The sequence below is a fragment of the Algoriphagus iocasae genome, from assembly GCF_014206875.1.
GTDB lineage: Bacteria > Bacteroidota > Bacteroidia > Cytophagales > Cyclobacteriaceae > Algoriphagus > Algoriphagus iocasae.
In genome coordinates, this window is sequence record NZ_JACIJO010000002.1 from 1,488,875 (window position 1) to 1,506,010 (window position 17,136).

At 39.1% G+C, this 17,136-nt stretch carries 15 protein-coding genes and 1 tRNA gene; 7 read left to right on the forward strand and 9 right to left on the reverse strand.

What is annotated here, in order from left to right; translation table 11 throughout:
• Positions 1-33: 33 nt before the first annotated feature.
• Complete coding sequence (fbp, locus tag FHS59_RS13930; protein ID WP_184495913.1) at positions 34-1,068, reverse strand: class 1 fructose-bisphosphatase; 1,035 nt, start codon at positions 1,066-1,068, stop codon at positions 34-36.
• A gap of 57 nt (positions 1,069-1,125) precedes the next feature.
• On the opposite strand from fbp, the gene FHS59_RS13935 reads away from it, so the two are divergent.
• Complete coding sequence (locus FHS59_RS13935; RefSeq protein WP_184495914.1) at positions 1,126-2,394, forward strand: aspartate kinase; 1,269 nt, start codon at positions 1,126-1,128, stop codon at positions 2,392-2,394.
• 72 nt (positions 2,395-2,466) lie between these two features.
• The gene (locus tag FHS59_RS13940) at positions 2,467-3,585 is read left to right on the forward strand and encodes a Gfo/Idh/MocA family protein (protein ID WP_184495916.1); all 1,119 of its coding nucleotides are present in this window, start codon (positions 2,467-2,469) and stop codon (positions 3,583-3,585) included.
• A gap of 7 nt (positions 3,586-3,592) precedes the next feature.
• Here the strand turns inward: FHS59_RS13940 and FHS59_RS13945 are convergent, their stop codons facing one another.
• Genes FHS59_RS13945 through FHS59_RS13955 form a run of 3 tightly spaced genes read right to left on the reverse strand, consistent with a single transcriptional unit; the run spans position 3,593 to position 5,445 of the window.
• Positions 3,593-4,090 (reverse strand): GNAT family N-acetyltransferase, encoded by a 498-nt coding sequence (locus FHS59_RS13945; RefSeq protein WP_184495918.1) that lies wholly within the window; start codon positions 4,088-4,090, stop codon positions 3,593-3,595.
• A gap of 1 nt (position 4,091) precedes the next feature.
• Positions 4,092-4,967, reverse strand: a complete 876-nt coding sequence (locus FHS59_RS13950; RefSeq protein ID WP_184495919.1) for a fructosamine kinase family protein — start codon at positions 4,965-4,967, stop codon at positions 4,092-4,094.
• Positions 4,960-5,445 (reverse strand): low molecular weight protein-tyrosine-phosphatase, encoded by a 486-nt coding sequence (locus tag FHS59_RS13955; RefSeq protein WP_184495921.1) that lies wholly within the window; start codon positions 5,443-5,445, stop codon positions 4,960-4,962. Before FHS59_RS13955 ends, FHS59_RS13950 begins: the two co-directional genes overlap by 8 nt.
• 187 nt (positions 5,446-5,632) lie before the next feature.
• Here FHS59_RS13955 and FHS59_RS13960 point away from each other — a divergent pair, with 187 nt between their 5' ends.
• From FHS59_RS13960 to panB, 4 genes are read left to right on the forward strand one after another with little or no spacing between them, the layout of a single operon-like run.
• The gene (locus FHS59_RS13960; RefSeq protein WP_184495923.1) at positions 5,633-6,883 is read left to right on the forward strand and encodes a 3-deoxy-D-manno-octulosonic acid transferase; all 1,251 of its coding nucleotides are present in this window, start codon (positions 5,633-5,635) and stop codon (positions 6,881-6,883) included.
• Positions 6,873-7,796, forward strand: a complete 924-nt coding sequence (gene rsgA / locus FHS59_RS13965; RefSeq protein WP_184495925.1) for a ribosome small subunit-dependent GTPase A — start codon at positions 6,873-6,875, stop codon at positions 7,794-7,796. The genes FHS59_RS13960 and rsgA overlap by 11 nt, the downstream gene beginning before the upstream one ends.
• 59 nt (positions 7,797-7,855) lie before the next feature.
• Positions 7,856-8,347, forward strand: a complete 492-nt coding sequence (locus FHS59_RS13970; RefSeq protein WP_184495927.1) for a phosphoribosyltransferase family protein — start codon at positions 7,856-7,858, stop codon at positions 8,345-8,347.
• A gap of 3 nt (positions 8,348-8,350) precedes the next feature.
• A complete protein-coding gene (gene panB / locus FHS59_RS13975; protein ID WP_184495929.1) occupies positions 8,351-9,172 on the forward strand; it encodes a 3-methyl-2-oxobutanoate hydroxymethyltransferase in 822 nt (273 codons plus the stop codon).
• Positions 9,173-9,278: 106 nt separating this feature from the next.
• Here panB and FHS59_RS13980 read toward each other — a convergent pair whose 3' ends face one another.
• The 5 genes from FHS59_RS13980 to FHS59_RS14000 form a co-directional block, all read right to left on the reverse strand.
• The gene (locus tag FHS59_RS13980) at positions 9,279-10,484 is read right to left on the reverse strand and encodes a glycoside hydrolase family 57 protein (protein ID WP_184495930.1); all 1,206 of its coding nucleotides are present in this window, start codon (positions 10,482-10,484) and stop codon (positions 9,279-9,281) included.
• Positions 10,481-11,770 (reverse strand): glycosyltransferase family 4 protein, encoded by a 1,290-nt coding sequence (locus FHS59_RS13985; protein ID WP_184495932.1) that lies wholly within the window; start codon positions 11,768-11,770, stop codon positions 10,481-10,483. The genes FHS59_RS13980 and FHS59_RS13985 overlap by 4 nt, the downstream gene beginning before the upstream one ends.
• Positions 11,771-11,780: 10 nt before the next feature.
• Positions 11,781-13,697: an amylo-alpha-1,6-glucosidase gene (locus FHS59_RS13990; RefSeq protein ID WP_184495933.1), complete on the reverse strand. Its 1,917-nt coding sequence runs from the start codon at positions 13,695-13,697 to the stop codon at positions 11,781-11,783.
• Between the two features lie 341 nt (positions 13,698-14,038).
• Positions 14,039-14,115: transfer RNA gene (locus FHS59_RS13995), tRNA-His, on the reverse strand.
• A gap of 77 nt (positions 14,116-14,192) precedes the next feature.
• Positions 14,193-15,536 carry a dihydroorotase gene (locus FHS59_RS14000; protein ID WP_184495935.1) on the reverse strand — a complete coding sequence of 448 codons (1,344 nt, stop codon included), beginning with the start codon at positions 15,534-15,536 and terminating at the stop codon, positions 14,193-14,195.
• A 48-nt stretch (positions 15,537-15,584) separates the two neighbouring features.
• Here FHS59_RS14000 and FHS59_RS14005 point away from each other — a divergent pair, with 48 nt between their 5' ends.
• Entirely contained in the window at positions 15,585-16,958 is a 1,374-nt protein-coding gene (locus FHS59_RS14005) for a DEAD/DEAH box helicase (RefSeq protein ID WP_184495936.1), read from the forward strand.
• The last annotated feature ends 178 nt before the right edge of the window (positions 16,959-17,136 follow it).

The window sequence follows — 17,136 nt, forward strand, 5'->3', positions numbered from 1 at the left end:
GCAGACTTGTGATGTTCTCTTATTTCAGCTAATTTATTTTATAGAGAATTGGTGCTTTTTTAAGTGCTCAACGGCTTCAGTAACCATAATCTCAGAGCCAATAAACAAAGGAGTTCTTTGGTGTAAGCTAGTTGGTTGAATTTCCAAAATTCGCTTCGTTCCATCTGTGGCAATAGCTCCGGCTTGCTCGGCAATGAAGGCAAGTGCATTTGCTTCATACATCAGTCTTAATTTCCCATTCGGATTTTTTTGAGTGGCAGGATACAGATAAATTCCTCCTTTTAGAAGATTTCTGTGAAAGTCGGCTACAAGGCTACCGATATATCGGGCAGAAAAGTTGGCGGATTTACAAGCATCGATATATTCTTTGATTCCTGAATTCCATTCCTCCTGTGTTCCTTCATTGATAGAGTAAATTGTTCCATTTTTTGGGGCTTGTATAGAAGGGTGAGACAGGAAAAATTCTCCTAAAGAATGTTCGTAAGTAAATCCATTTACTCCAAAACCAGTGGTGTAAACCAACATTGTGGAAGATCCATATAGCACATATCCAGAGGCAACTTGCTCTGTTCCTGGCTGCATGATGTCTTCTTCTTGAATTGGGCTCCCGATCGGAGTTTTTCTTCTATAAATCGAGAAAATTGTTCCAATACTAATGTTCACATCGATGTTGGAACTTCCGTCTAAAGGGTCGATCGCCACCACATATTTTCCGGATTTATTCTGTAAATCGATCACAGCATCCTCTTCTTCTGAAACTATGGCACAGACTTCGCCACCTTTACTCAAAGCTCGGATAAATCGGATATTAGCGATGACATCCAGTTTTTGCTGTTCTTCGCCTTGCACATTGGTTTGGCCAAAAGCTCCGCCGATGTTGGAAAGTCCGGCACGATTGGTTTCTCTGTTGACGATTTTCGATGCCAAAGCGATGTCTCGTAGTAGTTGGGACAGCTCTCCTGAGGCAAAAGGAAAGTCACTTTGTTTAAGTTTAATAAAACGGTCGAGGGTAGTGCCTACTGAATAAGCAAGGCCACTTTGATCTGGTTGGTAAGGTAAGATTTTCATTTCGTGGAAAAGTACAATAATTAGTTTTAGATACCCTGAAATTAGGAATAAATTCTTATGGCAAAAATGATTGTTTACAAATTTGGTGGAGCATCTGTAAAAGATTCTCAAGCAGTAAAAAATTTAGCTGAAATACTGCGTAATCGATTGCGAAAAAATATGATTATTGTGGTTTCAGCCATGGGAAAGACGACAAATGCTTTGGAAACTATTTTAGATCTCAAATTTTCAGGAAAAGATTTTTCCAAGAATAGTACAATTTTAAAAGAGTTTCATGTGAAGATTTGTCAAGACTTATTTCCAAAAGAGCATCGGATTTTTCCTGTTTTGGATAATTATTTTTTGGCTTTGGGAAAGAAATTGGAGAACCCACTGACGAAAGATAACTATGATGAATTTTATGATTCCATCATCGGGTATGGTGAGTTGATATCTTCATTGATCGTGATGGAGTATTTATGCGAACTCGGAATGATTGCCCTTTGGAAAGATGCCAGAGACTTTATTAAAACCAACAGTGATTTTCGCTTTGCAAAAATTAATTGGGAGAAAACCAGAATCCAATGCCAAAATCAACTGAAACCGGTATTAGAATCTTTTCCAGTTGTTACCCAAGGATTCATTGGTGCAGATGATCAAGGCAAGCCCACCACGTTGGGAAGAGAAGGATCTGATTTTACGGCTGCGATATTAGCCACATCCTTGGATGCAGTTTCTGTTACAATCTGGAAGGATGTACCAGGTGTGTTAAATGCCGATCCTAAGAAATTTGAGAACACCGTTTTGTTTGATGAGCTTGGTTACAAAGAAGCTGCTGAAATGACTTATTACGGAGCATCGGTCATTCATCCAAAAACCATCAAGCCATTAGCCAATGCAAAAATACCTCTGTTTGTCAAATCATTTTTGAATCCTGAATCGCAAGGGACAAAAATATATTCCCAGGAAAGCCAGAAGTCAACACCTGCTTTCATTATCAAAGAAAATCAGCTTTTGCTCAGTTTTAAAGTGACAGATTTCACATTTATTGAGGAAGGTCATATTCACAAAGTTTATGAAGAACTGAAGTCATTGAAGCTTCGAGTTAACATGCTTCAGATTTCAGCAATCAGTATTTCTCTGGTGATGGATTTTCAAACTTTCAAACTTGAGAAGCTTTTGGAAAGATTAAAGCCATTTTTTGAAATCCGATACAATGAAGGATTGGAGTTGTTGACCATTCTACATCCTCAGCAGGTAGAAATGGATAGGTACCTGGATGGATTCGAGGTTTTTTTGGAGCAAAGCACCAGAAACACTGTTCAAATCGTCAGGAGAAAAAAGTGAGCAGGAAAGGAAATTCGCCTTTTGAAGGATTTTCTGTATTTTCAGAAACCAAAAACTCTCAATAACCAACCTATGAAAAACAGAAGAATTTTTCTCCAAAAAGCAGGACTTTCAGCACTTGCTTTGAACCTTACTCCATTGAATCCTTTATGGGCTCTAAACGAAGAAAACATCATGAATGTAGCCGAAGATAAACCATTAAGAGTCGCAATTATGGGCTTAGGCAGTTACGGAACCAGAGTAGCAAATGCCATGAAAGACTGTAAAAGAGCCAAATTGGTCGGTGTTATCAGTGGCACTCCATCCAAGATTGAAGCTTGGCAAAAAGAGTACGGGATTCCAGCTAAAAACTGCTATAACTACGAAACTTACCACCAAATAAAAGATAATCCGGACATTGATGCAGTGTATGTAATTACTCCAAATGGTTTGCACAAAGAACATGCGATCGGCGTGGCAAATGCAGGTAAACATGTAATCTGTGAAAAACCTATGGCAGTCAATGCCAAAGAAGGTAAAGAGATGGTGGATGCATGTCATGCAGCGAGAGTAAAACTGCTAGTGGGCTATCGAATGCATTTTGAGGCAAAAACACAGGAAGTGATCAAGATGCGAATGAATGGGGACTTTGGAAAGGTTTTGTTTTTTCAAGGCTTGAGTGGATTTGTCATTGGTGACCCTACGCAATGGCGTTTGAATTATGAGCTTTCCGGAGGAGGTGCCATGATGGATATAGGAATCTATTCCATCAATGGAGCTAGATATATGATTGGGGAGGAGCCGATTTGGGTTACAGCTCAAGAAACCAAAAATGATCCTGTAAAATTTAAAGAGGGAGTTGATGAGACCATTCAGTTCCAGTTTGGATTTCCTGGAGGAGCAGTTGCTTCCTGTCTATCGACTTATAGCATGAATAATCTCGATAAATTTTTCTTGAATGGAACCAAAGGTTTTGCCGAAATGCAGCCTTCGACTGGCTACGGTCCGATTGAGGGAAGAACAAATAAGGGGCCTCTGACAAATCCTCATGTCACCCATCAAACTACGCAAATGGATGAAATGGCTGCTATAATCCTAGATGGGAAAAAGCCATTGGTTCCTGTGGATGGAGAGGAAGGCTTGCGTGACCTAGTTATAATTGATGCTATTTATAAAGCAGTCAAAACCGGTGAAAAAGTAGGTTTGGTGTAATAAGATTTCACTCAAGTGGGAGTTGGACGAAAATTAAATCAAGCCATTGATCGAATTTTCTTCCAACTTCCTTAAACCTTCCAACTTCAAGGAAACCTAATTTTTTATGAAATTCCAGGCTTTGGAGATTGTTTGCGTCGATGCCTCCTACCATAAGATGATAGCCTTGATTTTTTGCAATCAAGATCAGCTTCTCCATCAATAACTTTCCAACTCCAATACCTCTATTATTTGGGTGAAGATAAACTGAATGCTCGATTGTGAATTGATAAGAAGGCTTAGGTCGGAATGATCCATAAGTAGCAAACCCTATTACTTTTCCATCTTTCTCAGCTACCAGAATAGGAAAGCCAGCTTTAGTTTTTTGATGAAACCAATCCATTTGAAATTCCAACGATTTCGGTTCGTAGTCATAATTAACCGTGGAATTAAGGATTTCATGATTATTGATTTTTAGGATTTCTGGAATATCCATTTCCATTGCATCCCGGATGACAAGGCTCATATTATCGGATATAGCGATGGATGATTCGCTCGATTCCAGGAAGATAGGCTGTGCCAAAAAGATTCAAGTGAACCAAAAGAGGGTAGAGGTTATAGATTCCCATCCGGCTTTCAAAATCTGGTTCCAAAGGCAAGATGGACTCATAGGATTGATAAAAGCGAGAGTCAAAACCGCCAAAAAGTCGGCTGAATGCCAGGTCCATTTCTCGATGCCCAAAGTAAATCGCTGGGTCTATCAACGCCGGTTGGCCGCTTGCATTGCAAAGAACATTGCCAGACCATAAATCACCATGTAATAATGAGGGTTTCTCAAGAGGGATTATGGATTCAATTACTTTATAGATTGCTTGAAATTTTTTTAGAAAATCAAGCGGGATTAGGCGGTCAAAATAGGCTTTACCTAATAAAGGTTCTAATCTTTGTTCGATATAAAAATCCACCCAATTTTCTGTAGGATAGTTTCTTTGCTCCAATGATGCGATGAAATTATCCTGGTCTAATCCGAAATTTTTGCTGCTGGTGAGGTGTAAATCTGCTAAGCCAAATCCTAGAGTTTCCCAATAATCCAATTGATATCTGCCCGAAGGGATAAATTCAGAAAGTAAAAAGTTATAATCACCGACGCGACCACAACCGAAAATTTCAGGAATTTGTAAAAATGTGTGTTTTCGTAAAACTTCCAGACCATGGGATTCCTTTTTGAGGATGTCTTTTTCATGGTCAAAATTTAATTTCAGAAAGAAATCTCCCGCTGAACTTTCGATGCGAATTCCCTGGTTATGATTGCCTGCAGCAACCAAAGAAGCAGATTTTAATGTTGCCTGAGGACCCAGGCTTTGGAAGAGAACTTTTTCGTAGATATCATGCAGATCATACATAGAGCTGATGGGTCTCTTTTACTTTCGCTAGGAAATTATCAAGTGCCTCATCAAGGATCTCATATATTTCTTCAAAACCTTCCTCTCCTCCGTAGTATGGGTCAGGAACTGGAAGGCCCTCAGAGCCGGGGACAAAATCCCTCATCAGATGGATTTCCTTTTCCGGAAAACCATATCGGACTTTCATTGAATTGAGGTTTTTTACATTGTTTTCATCCATCGCGATGATGTAATGAAAATCTCTGAAATCTGTTCTGTTTACTTGTCTGCCTCGGTGATTGATTTGAAGATTATGCTTTTTCCCTACCAGAATGGTACGCTCATCCGGAAGCTCTCCGATGTGGTAATCGGAAGTGCCGGCACTGTCAGATTTAAAAGACGATAACAAGTTTGATTCCTGGACTTTTGCATCAAAAATAGCTTCCGCCAATGGAGATCGGCAAATGTTTCCCAGACAAACAAATAAAACTTTAATCATACTAAATACTCAGATCGGATTTTTCAAAAAACAGAAGCTTTTGAAAGTACTTAATTTTAAGATGAAATGCACGAATGGTTTTTGATTTTTTGACTCAATTTAAAAATCCGTACAATTTTTATTGGATTAATTCAAACCTCAATTAACTGATGGCCCATAAGTCATGCGGTTTGGCTACTTTTGGCAAATGAATTTGCTGTACAGAATAGCGATCGCAATTGCCACATTAGTCTTGCCCATTATTGGGCTGTTCAGTGCAAAGGTTAACCATTTTTTGAAAGGGAGAAAGGGTCTTTTAAAGAAACTTGCTGATTTTCGGTCAAAATACCCGGGGAAATTAGCTTGGTTTCATGTGGCATCTCTAGGCGAATACGAACAGGCAAAACCGGTCATCTCGAAACTTAAGAAAGAAAAACCGGATTTATTAGTGGTTGTAAGTTTCTTTAGTCCATCAGGTTATGATATCGCAATCCGTAAACCACAGGAAAATGTTGATTTCATTTCTTACATCCCTTTGGATAGAAAATCCTGGGCTTTTGATTTTGTGACACTGCTAAATCCGACCATCGCATTTTTTGTGAAATATGATCTTTGGAACCATCATATTCTTGCATTGAAAAGCAGGAAAGTGCCTACGGTTTTATTTTCAGCATCTTTTCGAGAGGATCAGAACTACTTTAAATCTGATGGATTTTTCAGAAGTGTTTTGAAAAAAATGGATCTGATTTTCACCCAAAATGAAGAAAGTATTCGGCTACTGAAATCGATCAATTATCCTGAAGCTTATTTAGCAGGAGATACCAGGTTTGATCGAGTGAATGAAACAGCAAAGAATCCTAAGCATTTTTTGGAAATCGAATCATGGGTAGAAGGGAAAAAAGTGATGGTTTTGGGATCAGTTTGGGAGGAAGATATGAAGTTGTTGATTCCGCTGATCAATCAGAAAGAGAAATATTTATGGATTGTGGCACCGCATGATCTTAAGCCTGAACCCATGGAATTCTGGGCAAGATCCATACAATTCAAATCAACTCGATATTCCCAAAAAGAAAGTCTGGAAGGGGTAAATGTTTTATTTATTGATAACATAGGGATGCTTTCTTCCTTGTATCAATATGCCAGAATTGCCTATGTGGGTGGGGCTTTTGGAAAAGGGCTTCACAATATTTTGGAACCCATTGGGTTTGAAATTCCAGTCATTTTTGGAGCTCTAAAAAACCATTCAAAATTTCCTGAAGCTGCTCAAAGCATTGCTCAAGGTTGTGGATTTTCCATTTCGGATTTTGAAAGTTTAAAAAATGAATTTGCTAAACTGCAAGAGGAAGAATTTTACGGTAATGCCAGGTCCAGAGCAAAATCTTGGATGGAGGCAAATTTAGGTGCGGCAGACAAAATTGTCTCTGAGGTTTTATTAAATTATCCATTAGATGGAAGGTAGAGTAATCAAATCAACTGGCAGCTGGTATGTCGTGAAAACTGAGTCGGAATTTTTATCGGCCAGGTTAAAAGGGAAATTCAAGCAGCAAGATCTGAAGTTGACTAATCCCATCGCTGTGGGCGATTGGGTGACATTGGATAAGGAAGAAAACCAAGAGACAGCAGTAATCACGGATATCCACCCTAGGGAAAATTATGTGATTCGAAAATCTACCAGAAAGCAGCACTTTTCTCACATTATCGCCAGTAATCTGGATCAGGCAATTTTAGTCATTACCATGAAAAACCCAAGAACATCTCTGGGATTCATTGATAGATTTTTGGTGAGCACAGAGAGCTTTAGACTCCCTGCGATTTTGGTGGTTAACAAAGTTGATCTGATGGAAGGTGAAGATGCGGAAGACTGGTTGCTAGATATTCATGAGATTTATGAACCATTAGGATATCAAGTCGTGGAGGTCTCTGCGTTGAATGATAAGGATCTACTTGAAAAGTTTAAGCCCTTACTTAAAAATAAATCTACTTTGATCGCAGGACATTCCGGCGTAGGCAAATCAACTTTGTTAAACAGGCTTGTTCCTAATGCTTCCCAAAGCACAAAAGAAATTTCAAATTTTAGTGCCAAAGGGGTTCATACAACCACTTTTGCAGAGCTTTTTCCATTTGAGGGAGGCGGAGATTTGATAGATACTCCTGGGATTAAGGAGTTTGGGATTTTGGATGTGGAAGACCATGAGCTTTCCCATTACTTTCCGGAAATGCGAAAATATCTAGGCGAATGCAAGTATAACAATTGTCAACACATCAATGAGCCGGGATGTATCGTAAGAGAAAAGGTAGAAGAAGGATATATCCATCCTTACAGATACCAGAGTTATGTGAATATCCTGAACGAGGAGGATTCATATCGTTAAAGTAAATGATTTTGAAACCTTATAGAATTGGCCTAATTTTCATTTTTCAATAAAGACACATGAGCGAAGTACTCAATCATAAACAGATCAAGAAAAAAATCACCCGAATGGCGTTTGAGATTTATGAAAGAAATCTTAATTCTGCCGGAGTGGTTATAGCAGGAATCACAGGAATGGGAAAAGTCTTGGCTGATCTATTGGTTCAGGAGCTGAAATCTATTTCCCCACTTCAAATAGAGGAAATTGAGATTATTCTGGATAAGACCAAACTACATTCAGAGGAAATAGAGCTTTCTGAAGAAATAGAGCTTTCAGGAAAAACCTTGATTTTGGTCGACGATGTTCTGAATACAGGCAAAACCTTGGCATATGCCATGAAGCCATTTCTTGATAAAGAATTATATAAAATGGAAATCGCTGTGCTAGTCAACAGAAGTCATGGTCAGTTTCCTTTAAAACCCGATTATACCGGATATGAACTCTCTACTACTTTGAATGAACACATTCAGGTAGATTTCTCAGGAAGTGAATATTCTGTTCATTTAAGATAAATCATGTCCGTTCATTCTTCAGCATCAGTTAAAAGGATCACCACGCACATCCTTCAGGAAATGAAAAATCGTGGGGAAAAAATCTCCATGCTCACCGCCTATGATTTTTCGATGGCAAAAATCGTCGATGACGCAGGGATAGATATCATTTTGGTCGGTGATTCCGCATCAAATGTAATGGCAGGTCATGAAACAACTTTGCCAATAACGCTAGATCAGATGATCTATCATGCATCTTCTGTTGTCAGAGCAGTAAATAGAGCCTTTGTAGTGGTGGATATTCCATTTGGGTCCTACCAAGGAAATAGCACAGAAGCGCTGCGCTCGGCTATTCGAATCATGAAAGAATCTGGTGCTCATGCCATCAAAGTGGAAGGTGGAGCAGAAATTAAAGAGTCTGTAGTGAGAATTTTAAGTGCTGGAGTTCCTGTGATGGGACATTTAGGTTTGACGCCTCAGTCTATTTATAAATTCGGGACATATAGCGTCAGAGCAAAAGAAGAATCGGAAGCACAGAAACTGTTAGAAGATGCTAAAATTCTGGAGGAATGTGGCTGTTTTGCGATTGTGCTTGAGAAAATTCCAGCCAAACTCGCTAAAAAAGTAGCAGAAACAGTATCTATTCCTGTCATTGGTATTGGTGCTGGTGGAGATGTCGACGGACAAGTATTGGTAGTTCATGATTTGCTTGGGATCACGCAAGAATTCAAGCCTAGATTTCTTAGACAGTATGCAGATCTACAATCTATCATGCTAGAGGCATTTGGTAACTATATTAAAGATGTCAAAAACCGTGACTTCCCTAATGAAAAAGAGAGTTATTAGGAGAGACTTAATATTAAATTGAAAGCACTAAAAAGCCCCCAATAAGTATTTGACTTTTTGGGGGCTTTTTAATTATAGGCTTGCCTTCTTTCTTTCTTTTTGATTTTTAAACTGAAACCAGACTTGATTTTTCTTTTAGTCTGATCATGAAATCACTGAGCACATTCATATAGTTGATGAAAGCATCGTAAGGTGAATCGTAAGGACTGAAATAAGAATGAATATCACCATCTGAAAAGAACTTGGTACACATGTAATAGAAATGATCGGAGGTTTGTAAATATTTCCAATCTCTTTTTATTTCATCGTCATCAATCGTATTGACCAGTTTTTCTAAATCATATAATCTGTCGAAGGCTTCATCCTGAAGATCATTTCCTAACCAAGCGGTAAGATCTCGTTCTTCATCAGCCCATGAAATCGGAATCGGTACGTGGATTTTTCCTACAGGTGGTATTTTTGATATCACTTCTGATGGAGTGGAAAAACCGAAGTCAGTTTTGCTAAACACTGCATCTGGAAGACTTCTCATAAATTCAAAAATCCCAGTTTCAGCCCATTGATGCTCTCCAAATGTTTCATAATCCATGAAGAGATTGAGAGTTTCTTCTTCCTTAGGAATGGCATTGATCCAGTTGACAAACTTGTCTGTAGTCAATGGGAAGTCATCCCAGGCTTTATTGCCAAATCTAAATGCGATGTCATCACTTAGCCTAAAGTTTTTCAACAGGACTTTCAGTTTCGGCTCAATGCTATTGACGTACACATAGTTAGGGCTTTTCCAGCCCAAAATATGCTTTGCTCCTTCAGTGAGCATGCCATCATATCCAAGTTCTGCCACCATCGCACCTATTTGATCAGAATAAATCAACTCAGTATTCCGGAATACTTTTGGAGTATATCCGTTGAAAAGTTCCTTGATTTTTGATTGGTGCTGATAAACCAGATTTTTGAATTCATCCTTGCTTTTCAAAGATGCCAAGGAATGGGAAAATGTCTCATTCAAAAGCTCAACATGACCTGTAGCAACTAGCTTTTGGAAGCTTTCTAAAACATCCGGTGCATAAGCTTGCATCTGGTCCATGAAGGTGCCAGAAATAGAAAAGCTGACTTTAAATCCCCCATTGTATTTATGGATTAGGTCAAGCAACAATGCATTCATGGGTAAATAGCACTTTTGTGCAACTTTTCGCATAATGCTTCTATTGCTGAAATCATCCCAATAATGATGGTCTTCTCCAATATCAAAGAACCGATAGGGTTTTAGGCGGAAAGGCTGATGAACCTGAAAATAAAAGCAAATAGTTCTCATGATTTTTGGGATAAAGTTTTTTCATATACTGTGACAAGCTTAGCCGCTACATGTTCCCACTTCAATTTCTTTAACTCCTCACTTCCCAGTTCTTTAAACATTCGGGAAATGCCGTTATAGTGTAAAAGTGCAAAAATCGCATCTGCCATTGCATCAATGTCCCAGAAGTCGATTTTGATCGCGTTGGTCAATACTTCAGCAACACCTGATTGCTTGGAAATAATTACTGGAGTGTTATGTCTTACAGCCTCCAAAGGAGAAATTCCGAATGGTTCGGAAACGGAAGGCATCACATATACATCTGAGATCGCATACATATGATCCACATCTTTTCCTTTTAGGAAACCGGTGAAATTAAACTTGGTAGCGATTCTTAATTCTGCTACCCGGTCTATCATTCTGTTTAATAAATCGCCTGATCCTGCCATGACAAAGCGGACATTTGGATCTCTGTCAATCACTTTCTTTGCTGCTTCAACAAAGTATTCTGGACCTTTTTGGAAGGTGATTCTACCTAAAAATGTGACGATCTTTTCAGGTACTTTTTTCTGGAAATTTGATTGAATAATACTTGCGTCCAAAACCGCATTATGCAAAACGGATACTTTGTTTGCTGGGACGCCATATTTTTTGATAATGGTGTTTCTGGTCAATTGGCTAACGGCCACGACATGATCTGCGGCATGCATACCAGCTCGTTCGATGTCATAAACTACCTGATTGACCGTTTCTCCTGATCGGTCAAATTCTGTGGCATGGACGTGTGCGACTAGGGGTTTCCCACTGATCTCTTTTGCCGCGATACCTGCAGGAAATGAAAGCCAGTCATGAGCGTGAATGATTTCGAAATCACTTCGATCTCTGGCTATTTGAGCTCCTGTCAATGCGTATCTCGAAACTTCCTCCATCAGGTTTTTTCCATACTTTCCACTAAATTCATATTTAGTGGAGAAAATACTTTCGTCTACATCTGTTCTGTCGTGGATGGCATAATCTGTGAATTTCTTGTACTCTTCCGGTCCTAAGTAAGGAACCAAAAAGCTGCTTACTTCCAGATAAGTGAGATTTTTCCAGATTGATTTAAATTTCTTTTCCCTGTAGTCAATTGAAACATCACTTGCGTTGACAAAATCTGCCATCGGCTCTTCATCTCCCCAAAGTTTTGGGACTACAAAAATGATATCTTGATTGTGGTGGGTCAGTCCTTTGACCAAACCATAACAAGCTGTTCCAAGTCCTCCAGAAATATGTGGTGGAAATTCCCACCCAAACATTAATACCCTCATAAAAAGCTAATTATATCTTCTTGACCAAATCCATCATTCGTAATAATTCTGCAACGCTCCAAGCCTGGGAAATGGCTCCTTTTGGCCTATGTGGTGGGTCGCCATCATACAATTCCGCGACTGTTCCAACACCATATTGTGTCATTACCCCATCAAACCCTTTAATTATTTTATTAATAAAATTTAAAGATGATTTACCATGGAGTTTAATATATCCTTCTACAAAATGTCCTAATGGCCAAGTCCAAACAGTTCCATTGTGGTACGCTTGATCTCTGCTTATTTGATCTCCGAAATAATATCCTTTGTAGGCGTAATCATCAGGAGATAAAGATCTCAAGCCTCTCGTTGTTAAAAGTTTAGATTTTACGATCTCCAAAACCTGATCTTTTTGGTTTTCATTGAGCATCGTATAAGGCAAAGAAGTAGCGAAAACCATGTTAGGTCGTACTGCCCAGTCTTTTTCAGTACCATTGACCACATCGGCTAAGTATCCAAACTCTTCTGACCAAAATTCTTCTAAAAATGACTCTTTCGTTTTTTCTGAAAGAGCCTTTATTTTTTCATCTCCTGTCAATTCCGCATAAAAACATAGCGCATTGTACCAGAGGGCTTGTATTTCTACTGGACAACCGGTTCTAGGGGTAACTGGCCCTTCTGGTGTCACTGCATCCATCCAAGTCAAAGCTTTGCCTTCCTCGCCACCATAAACCAGTCCATTCTCCTGAACTTTGATATTGAAATCAGTCCCTTGGATATATCCATCAATAATTCCCTGCATTTTATTGAGGAAATTCTTTTTGATGGTTTTAATGTCCTGGGTATAGATCACATATTGTTGTAAAGACCAGAAGTACCAAAGTGGAGCATCTATAGAGTTCATATTGGTAATGACACCACTTCCTACATTCGGGAATAATGGCCCATGAAGGTCTTTTGACATCGTTTCCATGATGTCTAAAAATGTATCGAAATCTCCGGATGGAAGTGTCAATCCAGGGGCTGCCACGAAAGTGTCTCTTCCCCACCAGCCAAACCAAGGATATCCAGCAATCACTCTGGTTTCTCCATCTCTTTTTCTGATGAATTGGCCTGCAGAGTTTTTAAGGCAGTTTTCAAAGTTGTTTCTAGGGATTCTTCTGGCGATTTCTTTTTCAAATGCTGCTTCTCTGGTTTTAGGGTCAGCTTCAGTAAGTCCAGCTGAAAGAATGACAGATTCTCCTTTTTTGATGTCAAATTCGAAATAGCCAGGAACATATAAATCTTCCTGGTAGTCATAACCTCTTTCGCGCTCTTGAATGTATTCTACGTTGTAATACCAGTCTGGTGCCGGTACAAATTCTCCTTTCTTGGAAAGCTGTATATAAAGTGGATCGTAGTTTTCATAAAGCTGAAATTTGACCCCGTTTGGAGCTTTCGTATACTTCTTATTGATAAAAGTATTTGCTTTCATCAAGTTATGGTAAGGTCGAAATGCCAAGAAAGGGGATATACGGATTTTGGTAGGAGAGTGTGCTTCCAATAATGTATATCGGATCATGACACGATCTCTGTTTGTATCAAGGATCAGCTCTTTTTGCAATAAAACGCCTCCGACTCGATAAGTGAGTTTTGGAATCGGTTCTGAGTCAAAATCCTCCAAATATTTGTGTCCTCTTGGAGAATAATTTCCTGGGAATTTGCTGATTCCCAAATTAAAACTCGCTCCATGCTGAATTACCGTTTCATGCACAGTAGATAACATGACATGGCTTTGGGTGTCGATTTGCGGCTGAGGTACCACGAGAAGGCCATGGTACTTTCTAGTGTTACACCCAATAATAGTAGTGCTGGTATAAGTGCCAGACCTATTGGTTCGGATTATTTCCCGATCCAGTGAATAATTCAAATTAATCAGCTGGGTTTTATCAAAATGGATGTAACTCATAAATAAATCATTGAATGGATTTAAAAATAGAGCTTTGCATCCATAAGAAAAATATTATGGAAAAAAATTAAGGTTATGTTTCCATAACCTTTTGTTTTTTTTAAAATAATCAGGAATGAGTCCATTCTTTTTGGAATTCATCGAAATTTTTTAGCGATTCCTCAAATTTTGAAATGTAGTTTCTAGTCATCTTTACATTGATGCGCTTCACTACCGGGAATTTCGGATTAGATTGGAACAAAGTAAACATCGCAAATTGGTTTAGTTTGAGCTTTGCTGGACAAATGCTGTGCCAGTTAGAGCCTCTATAAACAAGAAAACCCCTCGTTATGAGGGGTTTTTGGGGTGAAAGACCGGGTTCGAACCGGCGACCTCTGGTGCCACAAACCAGCGCTCTAACCAGCTGAGCTACAATCACCATTTATCATTTGAAAGATTGATCTCCCAAACGGTCTGCAAAAGTAATTATTAAGGTGTTCCAGTGCAAGGTCAGGCTTAATAATTTCTTAAAAAACTTATTCTTTCTCCTTTTTTCTCTTCACTGAATTTTCCGTCTTCGTACGCTAAATGTCCAGAAACGATCGTATGAGTAACTTTTGACTGGAATGTATGACCTTCAAATGGCGACCAACCGCATTTTGACAGAATATTGTTTTTTTCTACTGTCCAAGGAGAATTCAAATCTACCAAGACCAAATCGGCAAAATAACCTTCTCGGATATATCCTCTTTCTTCGATTTCAAATAGAATGGCCACGTTATGACACATTTTCTGAACGATCATTTCCAGACTGATTTTTCCCTTGTGATAGAAGTCCAGCATTGCTACCAAGCTGTGTTGATTTAATGGTCCTCCAGATGGAGCTTTGGTATATACCTGAGATTTTTCCTCCAGTGTATGTGGGGCATGATCTGTCGCAATGACATCAATTCTGCCATCCAATACTGCTTTGAAAATCTCATCTCTGTCATGAGCAGTTTTAACCGCAGGATTCCATTTGATCAGATTACCTTTTTCCTCATAATCTTCTTCTGAGAACCACATGTGGTGGATACACGCTTCAGCTGTAATTCTTTTGTCTTTTAGCGGTATTGAGTTGTCAAATAGTTCTAGCTCCTTGGCTGTGCTGATATGAAGGATGTGAAGTTTAGTCCCATACTTCTTGGCCATGGCTACTGCTCTGCTTGAGGCATCATAGCAAGCTTCCTCTGATCTGATCTTCGGATGGAATTTTACAGGGATGTCATCCCCGTAGATTTCTTTGAAGGAATTCAAATTAGCCTTGATGATATTATCATTCTCGCTATGAATCGCAATCAGCATTTTGCACTCCTCGAAAATCTTTTCCAGAACAACTGGATTGTCAACAAGCATATTTCCAGTGGATGAACCTTGAAAAACTTTTACTCCACAGACATTTTTAGAATCCACTTTGAGAATTTCCTCCAGATTGTCATTGGTTGCACCAAAGAAGAAGGAATAATTAGCCAAAGAAACTTCAGAAGCTCTGGAATATTTTTGTTCTAAAAGATCAATGGTAGTCGCCTGAGGAACGGTATTAGGCATTTCCATGAAAGTAGTAGTGCCACCGGCAACACCAGCTTTGGCCTCCGTGTAGATTTCAGCTTTGTGTGTCAGTCCTGGCTCTCTGAAGTGAACCTGATCATCAATAAGTCCTGGTAGTAGGTATTTTCCCGTGGCATCAATGGTGATGTCGGCAGTCTCTGAACTTAAGTCTGAGCCTATTTTTGCGATTCTTCCTTCTTTAACCAGAATATCTCCAAGACTTATCCGGCCTTCATTGACTATATTTGCGCTGGTGATCAGTATACTTTTCATCGATTCTTTCAGATTCATTTTCAAATTACACCCTAAAATTAACGAATCATGAGCAATGAGGCCTTAGGTTTTGAAGCATTTAAGTTAAATCGCCAATTATTGGATGCGATCGCTGAGGCTGGATATACTCATCCTACCCCAATCCAAGAAAAGGCCGTACCTCTTGCGCAGGCTGGGCATGATGTGTTGGGAATAGCTCAAACAGGTACTGGGAAGACTGCAGCCTATGTTTTGCCAATTTTGATGAAAGTGAAATATGCCCAAGGGATGCATCCAAGGGCATTGATTTTAGCGCCTACTCGAGAGTTGGTGATGCAAATCGAAGAGGTAGTTAGGCAACTAGCGAAATTTACAGATCTAAGAATTGTTTGCCTTTATGGAGGCTTGGGGCCAAAGACTCAGATAGAGAACATCAAGGCGGGAGTGGATATCATTATTTCTACTCCTGGTAGATTTATGGAGATCTATCGAAAAAATGAGCTTTACACAAAGGATCTGAAGACGATGGTTTTGGATGAAGCGGATAAAATGATGGATATGGGTTTTATGCCTCAGATCCGGTCAATTTTAGAAGTGATTCCTGTCAAGAGACAGAATTTGCTGTTCTCGGCAACTTTCGGGGGAAGGATTGAAAAGCTTGCGCATGAATTTTTAGAATTTCCTGAAAGAGTAGAAGTAACTCCTCAGGCGACTACTGCAGAAACAATCGGGCAGGTAAAATATCTTGTTCCTAACATCAAAACCAAGATCAATCTTTTGGCAAAACTTCTGGAAGAAGAAGCAGTGACAAGAGCGATCATTTTTACGAGATCAAGAAAAAATGCAGAAGAGGTTTTCCACTTTCTGGATAGAAGGCATTTTGGGGAGATTCGAGTAATCCATGCCAATAAGGGTCAAAATACCCGAATTAATTCCATGGAAGATTTTAAAGGTGGAGAAGTAAGGATTTTAGTTGCGACAGATGTGGCTTCCAGAGGATTGGATGTCAGCATGGTTTCTCATGTGATCAATTTTGATGTGCCTTTGATCTATGAAGATTATGTGCATAGAATCGGTAGAACCGGGCGTGCAGAACAGGAAGGGAAGGCAATTACCTTTGTCAATCCGGCAGAAAGCTATCACTTCGAAAGAATCGAGGAAATAATTAGAATGACTGTGGAGGAACTTCCAATTCCAGAAGGAGTCGATATTCCTGCGACACCATTTGAGGAAAAGCAAGCTTATGCGAGAGAATTGGATCGATTAAAGCAGCGGGATGATCCTAATTATAAAGGGGCATTTCATGAAAAGAAAGCTCAGAAAAAGGCAAATCCATTTACAGAAAAAGCCAAAGAAGAAAAGAAGCGAGGAAATAAAAATTCGAAAGCGAAAAAGAATAGAAACCAGCTAAAAACGAAGAATCAAAAGAATAAAGGTAGATAAAATAGAAAGCCCCGAGTTATCGGGGCTTTTTCTTTTTTAGGCCTTTAATAGTTTATTATTTGAACGCTGATTAGAGTTTCATAAACAAGTTTTAGAGTTTATCTTAAAAAATATTAAATAAATAGTTTATCGGATAAGTTTTAAATGCAAGTATTAGTTTTAAGGATAGAAATCCTGA

Excerpts from the sequence above, each read along its gene's own strand:
- fbp (WP_184495913.1), bottom strand. The coding sequence starts at position 1,068 with ATGAAAATCTTACCTTACCAACCAGATCAAAGTGGCCTTGCTTATTCA.
- FHS59_RS13935 (WP_184495914.1), top strand. The coding sequence starts at position 1,126 with ATGGCAAAAATGATTGTTTACAAATTTGGTGGAGCATCTGTAAAAGAT.
- FHS59_RS13940 (WP_184495916.1), top strand. The coding sequence starts at position 2,467 with ATGAAAAACAGAAGAATTTTTCTCCAAAAAGCAGGACTTTCAGCACTT.
- FHS59_RS13945 (WP_184495918.1), bottom strand. The coding sequence starts at position 4,090 with ATGAGCCTTGTCATCCGGGATGCAATGGAAATGGATATTCCAGAAATC.
- FHS59_RS13950 (WP_184495919.1), bottom strand. The coding sequence starts at position 4,967 with ATGTATGATCTGCATGATATCTACGAAAAAGTTCTCTTCCAAAGCCTG.
- FHS59_RS13955 (WP_184495921.1), bottom strand. The coding sequence starts at position 5,445 with ATGATTAAAGTTTTATTTGTTTGTCTGGGAAACATTTGCCGATCTCCA.
- FHS59_RS13960 (WP_184495923.1), top strand. The coding sequence starts at position 5,633 with ATGAATTTGCTGTACAGAATAGCGATCGCAATTGCCACATTAGTCTTG.
- rsgA (WP_184495925.1), top strand. The coding sequence starts at position 6,873 with ATGGAAGGTAGAGTAATCAAATCAACTGGCAGCTGGTATGTCGTGAAA.
- FHS59_RS13970 (WP_184495927.1), top strand. The coding sequence starts at position 7,856 with ATGAGCGAAGTACTCAATCATAAACAGATCAAGAAAAAAATCACCCGA.
- panB (WP_184495929.1), top strand. The coding sequence starts at position 8,351 with ATGTCCGTTCATTCTTCAGCATCAGTTAAAAGGATCACCACGCACATC.
- FHS59_RS13980 (WP_184495930.1), bottom strand. The coding sequence starts at position 10,484 with ATGAGAACTATTTGCTTTTATTTTCAGGTTCATCAGCCTTTCCGCCTA.
- FHS59_RS13985 (WP_184495932.1), bottom strand. The coding sequence starts at position 11,770 with ATGAGGGTATTAATGTTTGGGTGGGAATTTCCACCACATATTTCTGGA.
- FHS59_RS13990 (WP_184495933.1), bottom strand. The coding sequence starts at position 13,697 with ATGAGTTACATCCATTTTGATAAAACCCAGCTGATTAATTTGAATTAT.
- FHS59_RS14000 (WP_184495935.1), bottom strand. The coding sequence starts at position 15,536 with ATGAAAAGTATACTGATCACCAGCGCAAATATAGTCAATGAAGGCCGG.
- FHS59_RS14005 (WP_184495936.1), top strand. The coding sequence starts at position 15,585 with ATGAGCAATGAGGCCTTAGGTTTTGAAGCATTTAAGTTAAATCGCCAA.